This window comes from Xanthovirga aplysinae, assembly GCF_009711365.1.
Lineage (GTDB): Bacteria > Bacteroidota > Bacteroidia > Cytophagales > Cyclobacteriaceae > Xanthovirga > Xanthovirga aplysinae.
Window position 1 is genome coordinate 1 of the sequence record NZ_SMMB01001300.1, and the last position, 18749, is coordinate 18749.

Consider the following 18749-nt stretch of genomic DNA (forward strand, 5'->3'; position numbering starts at 1 on the left):
TCAAAACAAATTTTCCCCAAGGATCAAATAAGATGTAAAGATAAAAGAGGAACCATTAAAGAAAAATCCAATGTAACATTTGACATTTTTTTGGTATTAAAAATGAAATAGAAATTTATAAACTATATGGCTCCCTTTGTCCTTTAAAACTTAAGAATTACTTTTTGATTTATTATTTTCCCTTAAATTTTAAAATTTGTCTTGTCTGCACAAAAATCTGAAGCATTCTTGGATGTGAAGGTCTAAAGTATTCGAGGTATTCTACACCAAAAAAGAACCATAAAAGTAATTCCTTCTATAAATAAATCTTAGAACAAAGGATCTTTCTTTAGCTCATGATTTCTTTTAAGACAGCCAGGGACTTAACCTCTCCAAAATTTTCTAGGTGTAATTTGAAGAATTGAAGAATATGACCTAGAATTTCCCTTCTGTACTTATTAGATAAATGAAAATCGTTTTGATAATTCAGAATGGTGAGCTGATTAATAGATTGCTCCTCAGTTAATGCCATGTCTTTTAAATCTGTAAATGGGAACAATTGCTCAAAAAAGTCATGAGCAGTGGCAGCGCCAAAACCTAAATATTTGCTAAGTTTTAATAAAAATTGAAGATGAAAGTTCTCATAATGGCTTTCCAGATGATCAAGCATCAGAATAGATTGTTCCAAAAAAGCAAAAAGTGAAGGGTTAGGTTCTTCTTCTCTGACCGATTTCACCAATACTTCAGTAAGAAATAAAGCAATTCCTGATTTTTTCACATCAAATGGAATGCTAGCAAAAGGATTACTACATTTAACCTCTGAAATTCGGTTTAAACCAGCATGTTCTCTTTTGTACACCACTAAATCCAATAGGGTTAGGGGCTGAAAAAGTGCCACCTTATACCTGGACTTTTTACTTCGTACTCCATTTATTACATAAGACTGAAGTCCAAAAAGTTCTGTGTAGATTCGAGCAATAATAGAACTTTCCTTGTATTTGATATAATTGAGAGCAATTCCACGGCTTTTGTGAAGCATATCAGTTTATTACAGCTATTTTTCCCACAAATGTTTCCTGGCCGTCGGCAGTGGAACTAAAAACTAAATAAACACCCGTATTTACTCTTCTTCCGTATTCATCTTTTAAATCCCAAGAAGCCATACCACCATTTGCCTTAAAAGTACGAACCACCCTTCCGGAAGCCCCAGCTATTTTAAGGGTAACATCCTCGGCCAACCCATCAATACCTACCAGACCGCCAAAATCAGAAGTAACCGGATTTGGGAAAATACGAACATTCTCATGAGCTTCCATTCCAGGAGTAGCATCACTTCGAAAAGAAACCAGACCTTGATCCGTAGCAATAAATAACTCTCCATTTTGGTCATTAATTGCCAAATCCAGAATCATATCTGAAGGCAATGGACTATTCTCTTCTGTAAAATGTTGGATTAGTTGTTCCCCATATTCATTAAATAGCCAAAGCCCTTGAGTGGTACCAATCCATTTTCTGTTTCCTCCATCAACGGCCAAAGCAGTGCATGTTTGGTTATTCAATAAATAGTGATCATCAGAAATAGGTCGAACAACAAAAGTCAAAGCTTCGGAAAGCACCGAAAGGGGAGAACTAAAGTAAGCAACCCCTTTACCTGTAGTTACCCAAACGTATGGATTCCGATCAATAGCCATTTGAGAAATATTATTATCTGGAAGACCAGGCTCAATAGTGTTCAAAGTATTTAACGCTTTAGATTCTCTGCTTTCTTCATTAAAGACGAATATTCCTTTTGAGCCTCCACGTTTAATCATCCATTTTTCCCCTCCGGGATAGACTAGTATTTCATTAAATTCCTCTTCATCAGTAAGAGAATAAGTTACCCAATGACCTTCTGGAGAAAGGCTTTGAAGTAATTGATTACCATTTGATTGGCCTATTAACCATATACTCCCTAGTTCATCAGACGTAATTGCGGTTAGATGATCACTTATTAGATCAGAATTATCAGTATTAAATAGGTTTAAATCGGTTTTACTCCAAACTAAAAGCCCATCCCCACTGGTGGAGAAATAAAACTTTCTATCTATGGGGGAAACCACCACATCATTTACTTGAGAATTAAGGAAAGGAATCCTTAATTCCCCTTCTTGCTGAGAGCCGTAATTTATCCAATTACCTTCCTCAAAAAGATCAAAACCATTATCCCCAATCGAGGCAGGCTGTTCATCCGAAAAAGCAATTAATAACCCATTAGAAGAATAGAGCCGATTTATTTTATTGTGAAAGGGGCCTTCAGGATAAAGCGCTTTAAATTCTCCCTCCCGATTTGTAACCAAACCATTCTCTAAATCAGCCACCCATAAAAGACCTTCCTGATCCTGAATCACTTCTTGTGGAGAGGTAGTCAATGAAGAAGTAATGGTCTGAAAATCTGGTTGTCCTTCCTCATATACTTTAATAGAATTAGTCAAACTAATAATTAAGCTATTACCGGAACCGCTAATAGAATTTATTTTTTCACTAAAATCATTTAAAAGCTCCCATTGCTCTCCATCGTATGCGTACAGCTCGGAGTCTGTGGCAGCATACACCTTATCTTTAAATTTTGATAGTAATCGAAATTCTTTGTCAGGGAGTCCCTCATTATCCCCAAACCTTTTCCAGTTGTTATAATCCAACAAGTTTGTGCGGTCATTCACCGGAGCTGACAAAATTCCGGCATCTGAAGTAATAAAAATCTTACTGTTGAAAATGACGCTGCTGTAAATTCCAACAGCTTCCCCATCTATTCCTAGGTTAGCATAGGTTTCCCTAACTTCCATTTGATCTAAATCAAGCACTGCTAAACCAAATCCAGTAGAAAGAAATGCCCTATTTCCCTCAAAAGAAACCTGTCTAATAGCTTTATTTTGCACTACCCTGCTGTCCTTTATTTCACTAAAATTAAGTAAACCATTTCCAGAAAGCAGATCTACATTGCCATCAACGTAGCCAATTAACAAAATTTTTAAATCAGAGTTGTAAGCCATAGTACTTATAGTATTCTCACTTAACCCATCCATTTTGGTTAACTTATTCAGGCTATTATCATCCTTATCTAAGTAAAAAAGGCTATGATTAGTCGCACAGTAGATCCTATTTTCTGTCACTACGACCTTATTAGTTTGACGGTAGCTAAAATGTGTTCGCCAATTCCCAACAGGAATATCGGTTTGTGCATAAATGTTTTGATATGCTCCAATATGAGCACACATCAGCAAAAAACTATAAACCAAAATGTTTTTCACTCTCTTGTTTTTGATCAGCGATTCCTTCATTAAAACATTTACGGCATCTTGCCTCGTAAGCATCCCTTTCTCCTAGCATTACTTTTGCCTTAGAAGGGGAAAATCTAAATGAATGGTTTGCAATGCCTCCACATTGAACACAAATTGCGTGTACTTTTGTGATATATTCTGCCACACTTAAAAGAGCAGGCATAGGACCAAAAGGTTTTCCAGCAAAATCCATATCCAATCCCGCAATTATTATCCTTTTCCCTTTTTTGGCTAATTGAGCACATACATCGGGAAGGCTTTCATCAAAAAACTGTGCTTCATCTATACCTACCACATCACTATTTTCAGCTAACATAATAATATCCTGAGCAAAACTCACTGGTGTGGAACGTATAGCAGAACCATTATGTGACACTACATCCAAATCATGAAATCTTTTATCTACGGCAGGCTTAAAAATCTCCACCTTTTGTCGGGCAATTATTGCCCGATTTAGTCTCCGAATCAGCTCCTCTGTTTTTCCTGAAAACATGGACCCCGAGATTACCTCTATCCAGCCCGAACGGCCCCCATCAACATGAGGAAGGTGTCCTAAATGTGGTTCAATAAACATAGTTGAATTTTCTTTAATCTGAATAACTCATGTGCGGCATTTTATTTTCTTCAGCCACTCTAATAACCAAATCTCCATCAGTGGTACATTGACAGCTCAGTCTTTCATGATCTCCCAGCTTTTTGAGTTTAATCATCTTCTGTTCGAATACGCTGAGGGGACTCAAATGTCCTTCCCCACTAATAATGACCATCTTGCAGGTAGTACAGCGACCTTTTCCACCACAAGCATGAAGCCAATCAATGCCATTCTCAAGAATATCCTGAAGAATACTTTTGGATTTATTATTGCTAATAATTTCCTTATTACTTAGGTTTTGCAATTGTATTTTAGGCATAATGCTTAAATTTACAAAAGAAACAAATTAAATAATGGAGAGCAAATTTAATTCTTCTTACGTAGAAGGCTACAGTGCGAACTATGCCATCAAATTGATAAACGATTATTTTCCTGAAAATAATCAAATAAGTGGGCATGAGATTTTAAAGTTTAGCAAGGTTAAACAAGTAAACCTATTAGTGATCAAAAGGCTTTTTGAGGAATGGCAAAAAGATATGGAGAAACTGAAAAGTCCATATTTTGATTACAATTCTACAGAGGTTAAAAAAGCCCTTCAGGAGTTTATGAATGTACTATCCCGTAATATCTCCATTCAAAAACAAACCTTTAAACCCCTTTTGACAAAGGCTGTTGAAGATACACTACTTTTAATTTTTGCTCCCATTGCCTTTTTCCGGAAAGAATTCCCGCAGAATTACAACAAAGAAATTAGCCTTGAGGAAATTGATAATCTTTCGAAGTATATTAAAACCAATAATTACCTATTAACCCATCTAAAGGAACAATGTGAAGAAAAATACCTTAAAAAGATCTCATTAGAAGAAGTCTGGCAAATTTTAGAAACCTCCAGAATAAATCAGACCAACACACCACTGGACTATACCACCTTCATAAAGCAATTTTCTGAGGACTTGTCCCTTAATCCTGATGAAATTTTTTTTACTTCCATTTCTAATGAAGAGAATTCCTTTTTAGAGAAAAAAAACCCTCCTTTATCATCTCCCCTCACTCCTGAAATTAAGGAGACTATTCCTAAAACCAATTTTATAAAACCAATCCAAGAAGACGTAGAAGCCACCCCTGTTAAAACCCTTAATGAAGCATTGGCAACTCATAGCACCCAAAACCTGGCTGATATTCATCGGAATAAGAAATTTGGGAATTTAGCAGGAAGTTTAAGCCTCAATCAAAAATTCATGTTTATTAAAGAACTTTTTGATGGGGACTCCAATGCTTTTGAAAGTTGCCTTTTGGAACTGGAAAAATGTCACAGTTACAGTGAGGCTATCAACCTACTGAATGGGCATTTCGCCACTACCTATCAATGGGTAATGGATAAGGAAGAAGTAACAGAGTTTATGGAAATGGTTGCAAAAAAGTTCAGCTAATTATTGAATAAAAAATATGAGGTAGAGGCTAAGAGTTGTAAACAACCAAGGTTAAACATTATGCCTCGTCCACAAAACTAAGAAGAAATCAAATTAACTCTTTTAAGCATTAACTAAATTAAATCCTTTCCAGGACCTGCATTCGATGTGCGTCCAATTTAACTAGAATAAAAAGGAAAATAGTAAATGACCATAAAGAAGAGCCCCCATAACTAAAAAATGGCAAAGGAATTCCCATCACAGGAATCAAACCAATAGTCATCCCTATATTTACCAAAAAATGATAAAAAAGAATGCACGCTACACAATAGCCGTATACTCGCCCAAAGCGAGATTTTTGTCTTTCTGCCAAATGAATTATACGAAGAAAAAGGGCCATAAATAATCCCACCAGAAAGAAACTTCCTATCCAGCCGTGTTCTTCCCCAATAGTGCAAAAAATAAAGTCTGTGTCTTGCTCCGGTACAAAGTTAAACTTAGTTTGGGTACCATTTAGAAACCCTTTCCCAAAAAATCCACCTGAACCAATAGCTATTTTAGATTGGGTCACATTCCAACCCACTCCCAATGGATCTACATTTGGATTAACCAATAATTGAATTCTATTTCTTTGGTGAGGTCTGAAGACATCCTTCATTAGGAAATCGATTCCATATACTTCCCCAATTAATAAAAAGGCCGAGGTAATCACCACAAATATTTTTTTCCAACTTTTCCTCATCCTATAAATAATCAATCCAGCCACACCTAAAATTCCTATTGTTAAGTGCAACTGATCAAATATTAAGGTGAGGATCAAAAAGGTTAAAACAATAACCCCAATAATTATAATGGTTGGGTTGAGGCCTTCCCTATATAACACCAAAATCATGGCCACATAAACCGTGGTAGATCCAGCATCCCCCTGAAGTAAGACCAAGAGAGCAGGCAAGCCAATAATAAAGGCTACAGTCGCCTGATTTCGAAAATCTTTAAGTTTCACTCCAGGGTCAGAAAGAAATTTGGCTACAGCCAAAGAAGTGGCAAACTTTCCAAATTCGGAAGGTTGCAACTTAACAGGACCTAAAGCAAACCAGGCCCGGGTACCAGCCACTTCCTGCCCAAAAATCAACACTAAAATCAGAAGAAGTACTACTCCTCCATAAATTCCATAACTAAAGGAATCAAAAAAGCGAAAGTCCATCACCATAATAAGAATTATTAAGATGCCTGATGTCCCAATCCACATTAATTGCTTACCTGCTCGAGTAGAAAAATCAAAAAGACTCTGATAAACTTCTTCATCATAAACCGAGGCATAAACATTCAACCAACCCGCCAGGGCCAACAGAGCAAATAACCCTACGGTTACCCAATCTACCTTACTACTATTAATTCCCTCTTTTCTCACCGAATATATTGTTCTTCAAGTACGAAATCTTCATACCTTAATTGGGCATCAGCCCCTCTGAGGTATTTTTCAATCATCAAACCCGCAATAGCGGCGCCGGCTTCACTTCCCCAACCTGAGTTCTCCACATATACCGATATAGCAATTTTAGGATTATCTTTTGGTGCAAATGCCAAAAACACAGAATGATCTTTTCCATGTGGATTTTGAACTGTACCAGTTTTTCCGCAAACTGGAATTCCCTTTATTCCCGCTCTGAAACCCGTCCCCCCCCATTCTGTTACACTTTCCATGGCATCTTTTACCGGAGAAAAATATTGAGATTGAATTTTAGTGAAATTCTTCTGGTGATATTTTGGTAATGGCTTTCCATCCTTTCCTATGGATTTTACTAAATGGGGGGTATAATAATATCCCTCATTTGCAATAATTGCTCCCAAATTAGCCATCTGCAAAGGACCAGCAAGAATTTCACCCTGTCCAATAGAAAGGGAATAAATGGTTCTATATTTCCAGCCCCTTGCCCCATAAACTCTATCATAATAAGGAACTCCTGGAATATATCCTCCCTTTTCATTGGGCAAATCTATTCCTAAAGGTTTACCGAAACCAAAACTTTCCACATATTCCCTCCACTTCTTTAGCCCTATCTTAGGGTCTTCATATGGATCAGCTGATACATTTTGATCCACAATTCGCCTCATCACTTCATAAAAATAGGGATTACAAGAATGTTGAATAGCTTCAGCCAGGTTGTCATTAAAGTGCGGACCATGGCATTTAATAATGGAACGATCACATCGTATGCGGGTTGAAGGAACTATCACTCCTTCCTGCATTCCAATTAAAGCTTGAACAGTTTTCCATATTGAACCGGGAGGATAAACTGCCATCAAAGGCCTGTTAAAAAGTGGTCGTAGGGTATCTTGGGAGAGCACTTGATAATTCTTTCCCAAATCCCTGCCAGAAAGCAAGCTGGGGTCATAAGTTGGGCCAGAAACCATGGCAAGAATCTCTCCACTGGACGGTTCTATAGCAACAATACTTCCAGACTTCCCTTTCATTAACTTTTCACCATATAACTGAAGCTGAGCATCAATACTGGTTATTAAGTTATCCCCAGGAATAGATAAAGTATCATAATTCCCTTCTTCAAAAGAGCCCTTTTCCACCCCACGGACATTTACCATTTTATATTGTACTCCTCGCCTACCCCTGAGTTGATTTTCGTATTGCGATTCTAAACCGCTTCTACCAATATAGTCTCCTGTTTTATAGTAATTTAGAGTATCCTTCTCTAACTGGGAACGGCTGATCTCTCCAATATAACCAAAGGCATTTGACATCATTGGATAAGGGTAGGCCCTAATTGTCCTGGTCGTAATATAAAAACCTGGATAATCTACAAGTAGATCTTGCACTTTGGCAAACTCTGCATTTGATAACTGTTTTATAAAAGGGGATTCCCTGATGTAGGAATAGGTTTTAGCTTTTTGAATTTTCTCTTCAAATTCTTCTTTAGTTATAGAAAAATCTGCACAAAAAGCCGTGGTGTCTATCCCCCGGATTTCTTTGGGAATGACCATAAGATCATAAACAGGCTCGTTATAAACAATCACCTGATTATTTCTATCGTACATTAGTCCTCGAAAAGGGTATTCCACCTCTTTTCGCACCACATTATTCTCCGCTGCCAGTTTGTAACTTGGATCAAGTACCTGGATATAAAAAAGCTTAATTAAAAAGATGAGACCTATGAATAGAAAGATAAACTGAATGACATATTTCCGGTTTTCGATCATGGTTTTTTAGGCGCAGGATAAAAAAGAAATTGGACAATTAGGATTGTTAAAAAGGTAAATGCGACACTTGCCAAAACTTTGGTCAAGGTAAAAAAGAAAAATTCAAATCCAGCTGCTTCCAAATAAAAAAGTAAAAGATGATGAACAAAAATTAAGGGAAGTGCATAGGTGGCAAACCATTCTACTCCCATCATTTTTAATGAAGGATAATATACATTTTCATAACCTCCTCGGGGAGTCAACAAATTTATCCAAGATTGCCTTAAAAACATAAGTAATACACATGCAGCGGTATGCATGCCTAATGTATCATAAAAGATATCAACTATTAATCCCGTACCAAAACCAATTAACATCAAAACTGTGGTACTGATTTCAAATGGAATTAGCAGTAAGAAACCAATATAAATAAAGCAAAACCCCCTATCAAATAAGACCAGGTTTCTTACCAATAATACCTGAGTAGCTATATAAACAGCAAAATTAAGAATTTGGGAAAAGGGATTCATCCTACTATTGTTCTGTAAAGGAATTTACTTGCAGGGAATCCTGCTCAATCTTAAAATTATTCTTAACCACATAAACATAGGGAAGCGAGCTGAAATCAGTGCTTAATTGAAGGTCAATATCATAAAATGCCTCATTATCCTGAATATCCAAGTTGCTTATTGTTCCTATTAGGGTTCCTTCCGGAAAAACCGCATTAAAACCAGAAGTCACTACAGTATCCCCAATTGCAATAGGCAAGTGTCTGGGAACATAAAGCAAACGTGCCTTTGTGGGTGAATTCCCATCCCAAATTACGGAACAATATGTGTTCGTAGAAAGGATAAGTGATGATACGCTAAAATTAGAATGTAGCAACGAAGTAATGGTAGCGTAATGTTTTGAAACTGCTTTTACTTTCCCTACTATCCCAGTGGAACTCACCACACCCATTCCTGGCTCAATTCCAGCTCCCCTACCTTCACTTATAGTCAAGTAATTATTACTTCTTCGAAAAGAATTATTGATCACCTTGGCAGGCTGAAAAATATATTTTTGCGCCTTGAATAGAGAATCTTCCACGGAAGATTCCAAGGATACCATTAAAGAATCTTCCCTTTCTTGTAACAATTCTCTTAATAAGGCATTCTCCTTTGATAATTCCTCATTTACTCCTTTAAGACCAAAATAATTGGAAATATTACTGCTTAAATCCATGGTCCCTGCCGCCAACTGATTGGCAGAGTTAAAAAATGCTGCTCCATGGTAGCGGTTATTATGTACAATGAGCAAAAAACTGATAATCTCGAGGAAAACAAAAAAGAAAAACGCCCGAAACTTAAATAAAAATAGAAATAGCTCTCGCATGGATGCCCCTAAGTCATCAAATTATGTCATCAAAACTGGCTTAAAATTGTCCAGTTTTTTCAAAGCAATACCAGTTCCCCTTACCACTGCTCTTAATGGATCTTCAGCAACATGAATAGGAAGTTTTGTTTTAAGCGCCAATCGTTTATCCAATCCACGAAGCAAAGCTCCTCCTCCAGTCAAATGGATACCATTATCGTAAATATCAGCAGCCAGTTCAGGTGGTGAGATCTCTAAGGCTTTCAACACAGCTTCTTCTATTTTAGAAACTGATTTATCAATGGCAAATGCTATTTCCGAATAGGACACATTGATTACTTTAGGGATACCAGTCATCAAATCTCTTCCCCGAATTTCAAAATCTGAAGGAGGGTCATCTAACTCTGTCAGAGCAGAACCCACCTCTATCTTTATTTTTTCTGCAGATCGTTCACCTATCAACAAGTTATGCTGCCTCCTCATATAATCCAGAATATCTTTGTTGAAAGTGTCTCCGGCTACCCGAATAGATTGATCACAAACAATACCGGAAAGTGCAATCACAGCAATTTCAGTAGTTCCCCCACCGATATCCACAATCATGGATCCTATAGGCTGTTCGATATCAATCCCAATTCCTATGGCTGCAGCTAGTGGCTCATAAATCATATAAACCTCTTTAGCACCCGCATGTTCTGCTGAATCCCGGACCGCTCTCTTTTCTACTTCTGTAATTCCCGAAGGTATACAGATTACCATTCGATGAGATGAAGGGAAAACACGCTTATGACGACCCGCATCGGTCAATTTGATCAATCCCCTGATCATATGCTCTGCAGCATGGAAGTCCGCAATTACCCCGTCTTTTAATGGACGAATGGTTTTTATATTTTCGTGAGTTTTTTCGTGCATTTGCATGGCCTGTTTCCCAATGGCCAGCACTTTTTTCGATGTTTTGTCAATGGCAATTATGGAAGGCTCATCCACAACAATTTTATCTTTGTGGATAATAAGGGTGTTCGCCGTACCTAAATCAATAGCTATATCACTGGAAAAAAAATCAAACAATCCCATTTTATCTTCTGTATTTCCCCTCCCGGAGATATTTAAGTGCTAAAATATTCTGAAATTTACAAATTTGTTTTCAATAAACTGCTATGGCCCAACTAATTTTTAGTTATTACAAAATGGGAAAAATACAGGAAAAAAATCATTTGATTTAAATACAATATTTTTTCCCTGTACACCAATTATACTATTTAAAGGCCCTCAATCTTAAGAATCCCAACGATTGAGCTGGTATTCATTAATATCGTTACTACTAACTCCAAATCTAAGTCTAATGTTTAAAATGCCGAACACCTGTAAACACCATTGCCAAATTATGCTCATCACAAAAATCAATAGAATTTTGATCTTTGATAGATCCTCCAGGCTGTACTACTGCTGTAACCCCTGCCCCATGTGCAATTTCCACACAATCCGGAAAGGGGAAAAAGGCATCCGAAGCCATTACAGCTCCTTTTAATTCGAACCCAAATGATCTCGCCTTTTCAATAGCCTGCTTCAAAGCATCTACTCTAGAGGTTTGACCTACCCCACTTGCAAGTAACTGCCCTTCATTAGCTAAAACAATGGTATTTGACTTGGTATGTTTGGCAATTTTCCCTGCAAAAACCAACGCCCTCTTTTCACCTTCAGTGGCTTCTCTTTTGGTCACTGTTTTAAATCCGTCCAATTGATCTGTTTCTAAATCACGGTCCTGAACAATCGTCCCATTTAGTAAGCTTTTAAATTGTTTCTTACTTTCGAGGCCTTTCTTTTGCTCCAAAAGAATTCTATTTTTCTTACTCTTCAACAACTCAAGTGCATCCTTTTCAAAGGAAGGAGCAATCAATACCTCGAAAAACAATTTATTCAATTCCTCAGCTGCTTCAAAATTTATGGCCGCATTGCATACCAACACTCCTCCAAAAGCCGAAACTGTATCTGCAGCAAAAGCTTTCAGATAGGCTTCTTTTACGGTAGAGCCTGTAGCTACACCGCAGGCATTGGTATGCTTTAAAATAGCAAAAGCTGTTTCACCGGGAAACTCTTCAATTAAGGAAACCGAAGCATCAATATCAACTAAATTGTTGTAAGAAAGCTCTTTGCCATTTAGTTGCTCAAACATATCCTCGAGCTTACCGTAAAATACACCCTCCTGATGTGGATTTTCACCATATCGAAGTACTCGATGATTTTGTTCACTTTGCTTAAAACTTCTAATTTGAGCCTCTTCATTAAAATAATTGAAGATAGCCGTATCATAATTAGAGGAAATATCAAAAGCATAAGCCGCAAATCGCTTCCTATCCGGCAATTCAGTTTGCCCTCCCTGGCTCCGCAATAATTGTTCCAACTCTTGATATTGATCCCGGGAAGATACAATTAATACGTCTTTGAAATTTTTAGCAGCGGCTCGTATCAAAGAAATTCCACCAATATCAATCTTTTCGATAATATCTGCATCTGAAGCCCCAGAAGCTACAGTTTCTTCAAAAGGATAAAGGTCAACAATTACCAGGTCAATTTCAGGTATTTCATATTCCTGAATTTGTTGCTGATCAGCTTCATTGTCTCGTCGATTTAGAATTCCTCCAAACACTTTGGGGTGGAGAGTTTTCACTCTTCCTCCTAGAATAGAAGGATAAGAAGTAAGATCTTCCACAGCTATCACTTCAGCTCCTTGATCTTCAATAAATTTTTGTGTTCCTCCCGTTGAGTAAATCTTTACTCCCTGTTCTTTCAAAAGTTTAACAATAGGCTCCAGATTGTCTTTGTAAAAAACAGAAATTAAAGCGGATTTAATTTTCCTGGCATTCATCGCTTTCTGATTAGTGTTTAAAGGCTTTTGTTTGATTTATTTTTAATTACTTCATCTATGACTTGAGGAAAGTGCTTATGCTCCAATTTATGGACATGTTGGGCAATTTCTTCTGCAGTTTCTCCTTCTTTTACTTGGCATTGAGCCTGAAAAATGATTTGACCATCATCGTAATTTTCATTCACATAGTGTATGGTAATTCCCGTTTCTTTATCTCCAGCATCAATCACTGCTTGATGAACTTTACTCCCATACATACCTTTTCCCCCATACTTTGGCAATAAAGAAGGGTGGATATTAATAATTCGGTTAGGATAATTGTGAATGATCTCATCGGGAACAAGCCATAAAAATCCCGCCAAAACAATAAAGGTAATTTGATTATCTTTTAGAAGATGATAGACTTTTTGGTCCTGATAAAAATCTTTCCGGTTAAAATCTACAACGGGGATTCCAAACCTTTGGGCTCTTTCCCTTACTTTCGCAGTTTTCTTATTGGTGAGTAAAAGACTAACCTCTACATCATCCCTATCTTTAAAATATTCAAAAATTCTCTCTGCATTGCTTCCATTCCCGGAAGCGAAAACGGCAATTTTTTCCACGGTGGAATATCCTTATTTGAAAAGTGCTAAAAATTGAGGACAAATATACACGGATTAAAAAAATATCATGCTAATTATACCGCTTAAAATGATGAGTTTACAAAAAAAACTTAATTGGGCAAATACCTTTTGCGTATCCGCTCTAAAAAGTTTCACCAGTAGCAAGCTTATAGGAACCAATAAAATCAAAAAGTAAGTGGTTAAAATTGTTTTTCCACTTAATCCCGCCATCAAAAAAAGAGCTATTAAAAATGCAGAAATTAAAATAAAAAGCAGTTTTCTAGTTTTGCGAATCCCCCAAATAACAGGAAGAGTCCTGCACCCGTGAACCGCATCTCCTTTCATATCCTCCAAATCTTTGATAATCTCACGAATTAAGGTAATTCCAAAGGCAAAAAACGCGTAAGTCAAGACAATTAAATCTTGCTCACGATAATAAATACCTAAAACTCCTACTGACAAAGCGGTGAGCACCGCCACTGACAGATTCCCCACAAAAGGCCGACGTTTAAGATCATTTGAGTATAACCAAAGTAGAAAAGCCGCAAAAAGGTTTATCAAAAAGATTTTCCACCCTAAAAATAAACCCAGAAGCACTCCGGTGAAATTTAAAAAAGTATGAGAAAACATTACGACTCTTCTTTTTAAAATCTTCCCTACCACCACCTGATCTGGCTTATTAATAAAGTCTATTTTTACATCGTAGTAATCATTAATAATATAACCTGCCGCAGCTATCAAAGCTGTTGAAAGCGTTAAAAGAAAAAGTTTAAAGTCAAGTAAATATCTGAGAGCAGGTTCCCCTTTTCCGACCAGAAAAACAGCCGTCATGTATTGGGTAAATACAATTATCAACAAATTCGGAAACCTAATTAGCCGAAAGAACCCAATAAAGGAAAAATTTTTTGGTTTCCGGGAAGTAATTGTTGTCATCGAATTAACATATAATTAATAACCTTAAGATGGTAAAGGTCAATTTTCAAATATTCAAATTAACAATAGAAGCCACTTATCATCCATTCACCCTGATTTCTAAAGAAAGATAATCATCTATATTTACAAAGATCTTATTATTCCTCTGTAAAGATAATCCAATAAATAGTGAAAAGATAAAAATTAAGGATTATGTATGAAGGGAGATTAGAATTTGACAAATCATAATTATTTAATCTTCATCATTAACACAACACTATTTATACTGATGCATCTGAATAATGTGATCACTGATTATTTTATAAATTCTAAGCAGTTCCTCTTCTTCTTTTAGTTTATCTACATGACTATCCAGGGTTTTCAAATCACCACGAACAGCAGGTCCAGTTTGTGCATTAAAAGGACCTATTTCAAGACTTTTGTGCAGTGTCCCTAGAATTAGTGGTTTCATCAGCTCAAAATCCAAGTGATTCTCTTTTAGGATTTTTTCTGCAATGGAGAGCATGTGATTAGTAAAGTTACAAGCAAAAACTCCCGCCAAATGAAAAAGCTTTCTTTGTTCTGAATTTATGGTCATAACTTGTTTGCTTAGACTTTGAGCTAGGCGAACAAGTATTTCCTCAGTTTTAATATGATCGGCTTCTATGAAAAACGGAATTTCTGAAAAATTGACTCTACCAGATTTACTGAAAGAATAAAGGGGATAAAAAACTCCATGGGCCATTAAATTAGCCCTTTCTAAAACTTTCAAAGGTTGTGCTCCTGAAGTATGAGCTAAAATTGCTCCTCTAGGAAGTACCAATTCCTCCACCACAGAAGGTATAGCATCGTCGGTGATTGCCAATAAAAAAATCGAGGACTTACTTTTGGAAAAATCCAAATGGTCCTGGGCTTCTGCACAATACAACTTTGACTGCAGCATGTAGGCATGCTCAATCTGCCGGCTATAAACTTCCAGCACGCTGTGACCAGCCTTTTCAAGTGCTTGGGCCATATGCCAGGCCACATTCCCAGAACCTATTATTGATATATTAAAATTTCCAGACATTTGTTTTTTACCTCCTTAAAACTTGCTATTCTATTCTCTCTTAAAGATAAATCACGAGAGGAATAAATTTCAGAAAATGGCTTTAAATACTATTTTATTAATTGTGATTAAAAAAATAGAAGCCTGATAAACAAAAAAGTCCGACCTAAAAAGTCGGACTAAATTCAATTATCACTAAAGAATTAGTAAACGCTAAGTTATTTTCTCCTAATCCTTAATTAAAATTACAATAAAATAAGTCTTATGCCATTCCCTTTTCTCTCATTTTTTTAAATTCCGAGTACCGGCGATGAATAGCCATTGTAAATCCAATACTCAAAATGATAGTGCCCAACCACAATAAGTTAATTAGTGGTTTTTCCATTGCTTTCACAATAATATAATCCTTTTGAGTAGTTTGAATGCCCAACGTAAAGCTGTCCCTTTCCGGGTGCACATTTAACAAACTCAACTTTACGGCTAAATCATCAGCCTCATCAGAAAGGCGGCCAACCATTTTATCTTTGATTAAATAAACCGGTCTAACCGTATAGTTTTGGTTCTCTCCCTGAATTTTGATAGTGGCTTGTACTGCTACATCATTTGGGCCTAAATCAACACCCTCCACATCATGAATTCTGTGTACCCCTTCAAAATTGGCCACATAATCGTTTACAAAAAATTGTTCACCAGCTTTGAGTTCTTTCTCCTCCGGATCACTCCAGTCCTTTTCCGATGTTACATCCGGGGCCACCACCGTTGGGTGCATATAAATATCCCTAAATAGATCTTTTTTAATAGCAGGAGAAACAATATTCCCCATTTGTTCATTTACCTGCAATCGAGGGTATAAGTAAATGACATTTCCATTAGCTTCTTTAAATTCTACTTCGTAATAAGTGTTCTCAGGGGAAATGGAGAGCGTATCTCCCCTTTGGGCATAAGTTATTCCATCAATAACAATGGCTTCTTTGGCAGTGATTTTATAAGGATCATCAGTTAAGCGAAATAGGCCTTTTGGCACATACCCTGGAACACCTTTCACCTCTAACCTTTGCCCTTTATAAGTCACCTCATATTTATCCATCTGGTTAGGCTCATTAATGAATAATAACAAGTTTTTAAGATTTACCTCATCATCAAAATCATTAGAATAGCCAAGCCCTGTAGTATTTAATGAGATAATATTTGAATATCCTGCAGAAAACAAGATACCAATAAGCATCATAGCCATTCCTATATGGGTAATCGCCCCTCCTGAAAGTTTATAATTGCTTTTCAGTACATTAAATAAAACTTTCAGATTGGCAATAATAGTGTAAATGGAAGCTACCAACAGTAAAATATAGGTAACATGATGCACACCTGAAATAAGCACCACAATACTGGAAATTAGAAGGGTCAATACAAATGGCAAAGCTATGGCTGCTTTTAGCTGTTCCTTGTCCATTTTCTTCCACCAAAACAATTGTCCTGTTCCCGATAAAAGCGCTAAGGATATGGCAAACCATAACTGGAATTTACTATAAAACTCAATCTGATCTGCTGGAGGTGCAGCATTAGAAATTCCACCAAACAATTCAATAATACCATTATAAACAGGGATAGAGGTTGGGATCAAAACCTGAAAACTCATCAAACAAAGCGTAGTAGCTCCCATAAAAATCCAGAATTCCCTGGAGTAAGTTGATACTTCCTCTTTATTGGTGGGTAATTTCTTCCAAACTTTAATACACAGCACCATCGAAATCACAATAAAAGCCACCAAATAAACTAGCAATTGTTCAGAAAGCCCTAAATCGGTAAAAGAGTGAACAGAAGCCTCTCCCAATATCCCACTTCTTGTCAGGAAGGTGGAGTACAATACCAAAATAAATGTACTCAAGGTTAAGATAATGGAGGATTTAAGAGCGGTATTGTTCTTTCGGAAGATGATCATGGTATGAATAGATGCGACTAGCACCAACCATGGAATGTAAACAGCATTTTCTACTGGATCCCAATTCCAATACCCCCCAAAATTTAAGGTCTCATAAGCCCAATAAGCACCCATCATTATTCCAATACCTAGAATCAGGGCAGCAGTCAATGACCATGGAAACGCAGGCCGAATCCATTCCTTATATTGATTAGTCCATAAACCCGCAATCAGGTAAGCGAAAGGAACAAGAGTTAAGGCAAACCCTAAGAAAAGTGTAGGAGGGTGAATTACCATCCAATAATTCTGCAATAAAGGGTTTAAACCTGTTCCGTCTTTCGGAACAAAATTTGGATTCATTTTAAAAATTGGTGCCTCCAAGCCATCTCGTAACAAAATGAAAGGGTCACTACCAATTTTAACTTCCAATCCCGGAATAACCGTACCCAAAATCATGGAAACCAAAAAGGCCTGTACCAAGGCAAAAATGGTCATCATTGGCCCTTCCCATTTTTTATTAGTTCGAATTAAAATAATCCCCAAAATGGTGTTCCAAAAAATCCACAACAGAAAGCTTCCTTCTTGTCCCTCCCAAAAGCAGGAAATCATGTAATGCACTGGCAGGTTACGAGAGGAATGTTCCCAGGCATAATAATACTCAAAGTAATGATTATAGATAATGGTAAAAAGAATGGCCACTACCGCCCAAACTGAAACCGTATGGAGGTAAAAAAAAGTTCGAGCAAATTTCCCCCAATCCTTTTTAAGCAATTCATTGCTTTGGGTGGTAACCTTATAATAAGAAATGGTGGCTACCAAAGCGGTGACAAAGGAGATGATTACAAATAAATGTCCAAAGTCCCCTATTAAGGTATGTATCATGCCTAATGGATGATTTTAAGTAAAAAATTATTTTTAAATAAGATGTAAAGAGTCTAAAACTTGAAAAGATATTCCGTAACACTTAAAGATTAGCGAAAAATCCTACAAAAGATTTAATAATTAACTCTATCCATCTCACATGGATAGTCCACAGTAGGCTATTAAAAAATTTAACCTTTAAGGATCATTTAACTTCCGTTTCCTGATATTTTGATGGGCACTTCATCAAAATTTTGTCTGCAAGAAATTCATGGTTTTGATTATAACCCCCAATGACCACCACCTGTTCAGATCGCATAAAATCATTGGGCATGGGTTCATGGTAGGAAACCATTTGCTCTTGACCATTATTATCAATAAGCATAAAAGAAAAGGAAAGTTTGTCCTCACTTGGATAAATACCAATCACCTGTCCCTGCTCATCTTTCTTCAACTGGCCTACCACATGAATTTTCGCATCCTTGCCTTTTTCAGCCATTTCATGAGCTTCTTTAAAGGTCACATATGAACTAGCATCTCCCGCTGTAGAAACAATTACTGTTATCGCAATGGCAATGACAACAATACCTAAAATGTGTGATTTCTTCATTATACCCCTTATAATTTGTATTTCAGGCTCAAACCAGAAAGGACAATCCTAATCTCTTCTTAAGAATTTAATTATTCAGCCTTCCAAAAT

The 18749-nt window shown here is 36.8% G+C and carries 16 protein-coding genes; 1 reads left to right on the forward strand and 15 read right to left on the reverse strand.

All coding sequences use genetic code 11. The features are described from left to right. Positions 1 to 328 precede the first annotated feature (328 nt). From recO to E1171_RS22705, 4 genes are read right to left on the reverse strand one after another with little or no spacing between them, the layout of a single operon-like run. Positions 329 to 1018 carry a DNA repair protein RecO gene (gene recO / locus E1171_RS22690; RefSeq protein WP_155208390.1) on the reverse strand — a complete coding sequence of 230 codons (690 nt, stop codon included), beginning with the start codon at positions 1016 to 1018 and terminating at the stop codon, positions 329 to 331. Between the two features lies 1 nt (position 1019). Next, positions 1020 to 3266: a type IX secretion system anionic LPS delivery protein PorZ gene (porZ, locus tag E1171_RS22695; RefSeq protein WP_155208391.1), complete on the reverse strand. Its 2247-nt coding sequence runs from the start codon at positions 3264 to 3266 to the stop codon at positions 1020 to 1022. After that, a complete protein-coding gene (locus tag E1171_RS22700) occupies positions 3244 to 3870 on the reverse strand; it encodes a thymidine kinase (protein WP_155208392.1) in 627 nt (208 codons plus the stop codon). Before E1171_RS22700 ends, porZ begins: the two co-directional genes overlap by 23 nt. A gap of 13 nt (positions 3871 to 3883) precedes the next feature. Further along, a complete protein-coding gene (locus tag E1171_RS22705; RefSeq protein ID WP_155208394.1) occupies positions 3884 to 4207 on the reverse strand; it encodes a 2Fe-2S iron-sulfur cluster-binding protein in 324 nt (107 codons plus the stop codon). A 34-nt stretch (positions 4208 to 4241) separates the two neighbouring features. Here E1171_RS22705 and E1171_RS22710 point away from each other — a divergent pair, with 34 nt between their 5' ends. Beyond that, positions 4242 to 5318: a hypothetical protein gene (locus E1171_RS22710; protein ID WP_155208396.1), complete on the forward strand. Its 1077-nt coding sequence runs from the start codon at positions 4242 to 4244 to the stop codon at positions 5316 to 5318. A gap of 118 nt (positions 5319 to 5436) precedes the next feature. Here E1171_RS22710 and rodA read toward each other — a convergent pair whose 3' ends face one another. The 11 genes from rodA to E1171_RS22765 all read right to left on the reverse strand — a co-directional run bounded on the left by rodA (position 5437) and on the right by E1171_RS22765 (position 18659). After that, positions 5437 to 6708, reverse strand: a complete 1272-nt coding sequence (gene rodA / locus E1171_RS22715; protein ID WP_187696595.1) for a rod shape-determining protein RodA — start codon at positions 6706 to 6708, stop codon at positions 5437 to 5439. Next, positions 6705 to 8510: a penicillin-binding protein 2 gene (gene mrdA / locus E1171_RS22720; RefSeq protein WP_155208398.1), complete on the reverse strand. Its 1806-nt coding sequence runs from the start codon at positions 8508 to 8510 to the stop codon at positions 6705 to 6707. The genes rodA and mrdA overlap by 4 nt, the downstream gene beginning before the upstream one ends. Beyond that, on the reverse strand, positions 8507 to 9019 hold the full coding sequence (locus E1171_RS22725) for a Rod shape-determining protein MreD (protein ID WP_155208400.1): 513 nt from the start codon (positions 9017 to 9019) through the stop codon (positions 8507 to 8509). The genes mrdA and E1171_RS22725 overlap by 4 nt, the downstream gene beginning before the upstream one ends. A gap of 4 nt (positions 9020 to 9023) precedes the next feature. Next, positions 9024 to 9863 carry a rod shape-determining protein MreC gene (gene mreC, locus E1171_RS22730; RefSeq protein ID WP_155208402.1) on the reverse strand — a complete coding sequence of 280 codons (840 nt, stop codon included), beginning with the start codon at positions 9861 to 9863 and terminating at the stop codon, positions 9024 to 9026. 21 nt (positions 9864 to 9884) lie between these two features. Next, positions 9885 to 10916: a rod shape-determining protein gene (locus E1171_RS22735; protein ID WP_155208404.1), complete on the reverse strand. Its 1032-nt coding sequence runs from the start codon at positions 10914 to 10916 to the stop codon at positions 9885 to 9887. Positions 10917 to 11181: 265 nt separating this feature from the next. Continuing rightward, positions 11182 to 12708 (reverse strand): bifunctional phosphoribosylaminoimidazolecarboxamide formyltransferase/IMP cyclohydrolase, encoded by a 1527-nt coding sequence (purH, locus tag E1171_RS22740; protein WP_155208406.1) that lies wholly within the window; start codon positions 12706 to 12708, stop codon positions 11182 to 11184. Between the two features lie 17 nt (positions 12709 to 12725). After that, positions 12726 to 13310, reverse strand: coding sequence for a phosphoribosylglycinamide formyltransferase (purN, locus tag E1171_RS22745; RefSeq protein WP_187696596.1), 585 nt, complete (start codon positions 13308 to 13310; stop codon positions 12726 to 12728). Positions 13311 to 13364: 54 nt separating this feature from the next. Further along, complete coding sequence (locus E1171_RS22750) at positions 13365 to 14243, reverse strand: geranylgeranylglycerol-phosphate geranylgeranyltransferase (protein WP_155208407.1); 879 nt, start codon at positions 14241 to 14243, stop codon at positions 13365 to 13367. A 256-nt stretch (positions 14244 to 14499) separates the two neighbouring features. Next, entirely contained in the window at positions 14500 to 15291 is a 792-nt protein-coding gene (locus E1171_RS22755) for a Rossmann-like and DUF2520 domain-containing protein (RefSeq protein WP_155208409.1), read from the reverse strand. Between the two features lie 241 nt (positions 15292 to 15532). Next, on the reverse strand, positions 15533 to 18070 hold the full coding sequence (locus E1171_RS22760; RefSeq protein WP_155208411.1) for a heme lyase CcmF/NrfE family subunit: 2538 nt from the start codon (positions 18068 to 18070) through the stop codon (positions 15533 to 15535). Between the two features lie 184 nt (positions 18071 to 18254). Then, entirely contained in the window at positions 18255 to 18659 is a 405-nt protein-coding gene (locus E1171_RS22765; protein WP_155208413.1) for a cytochrome c maturation protein CcmE domain-containing protein, read from the reverse strand. Between the last annotated feature and the right edge of the window lie 90 nt (positions 18660 to 18749).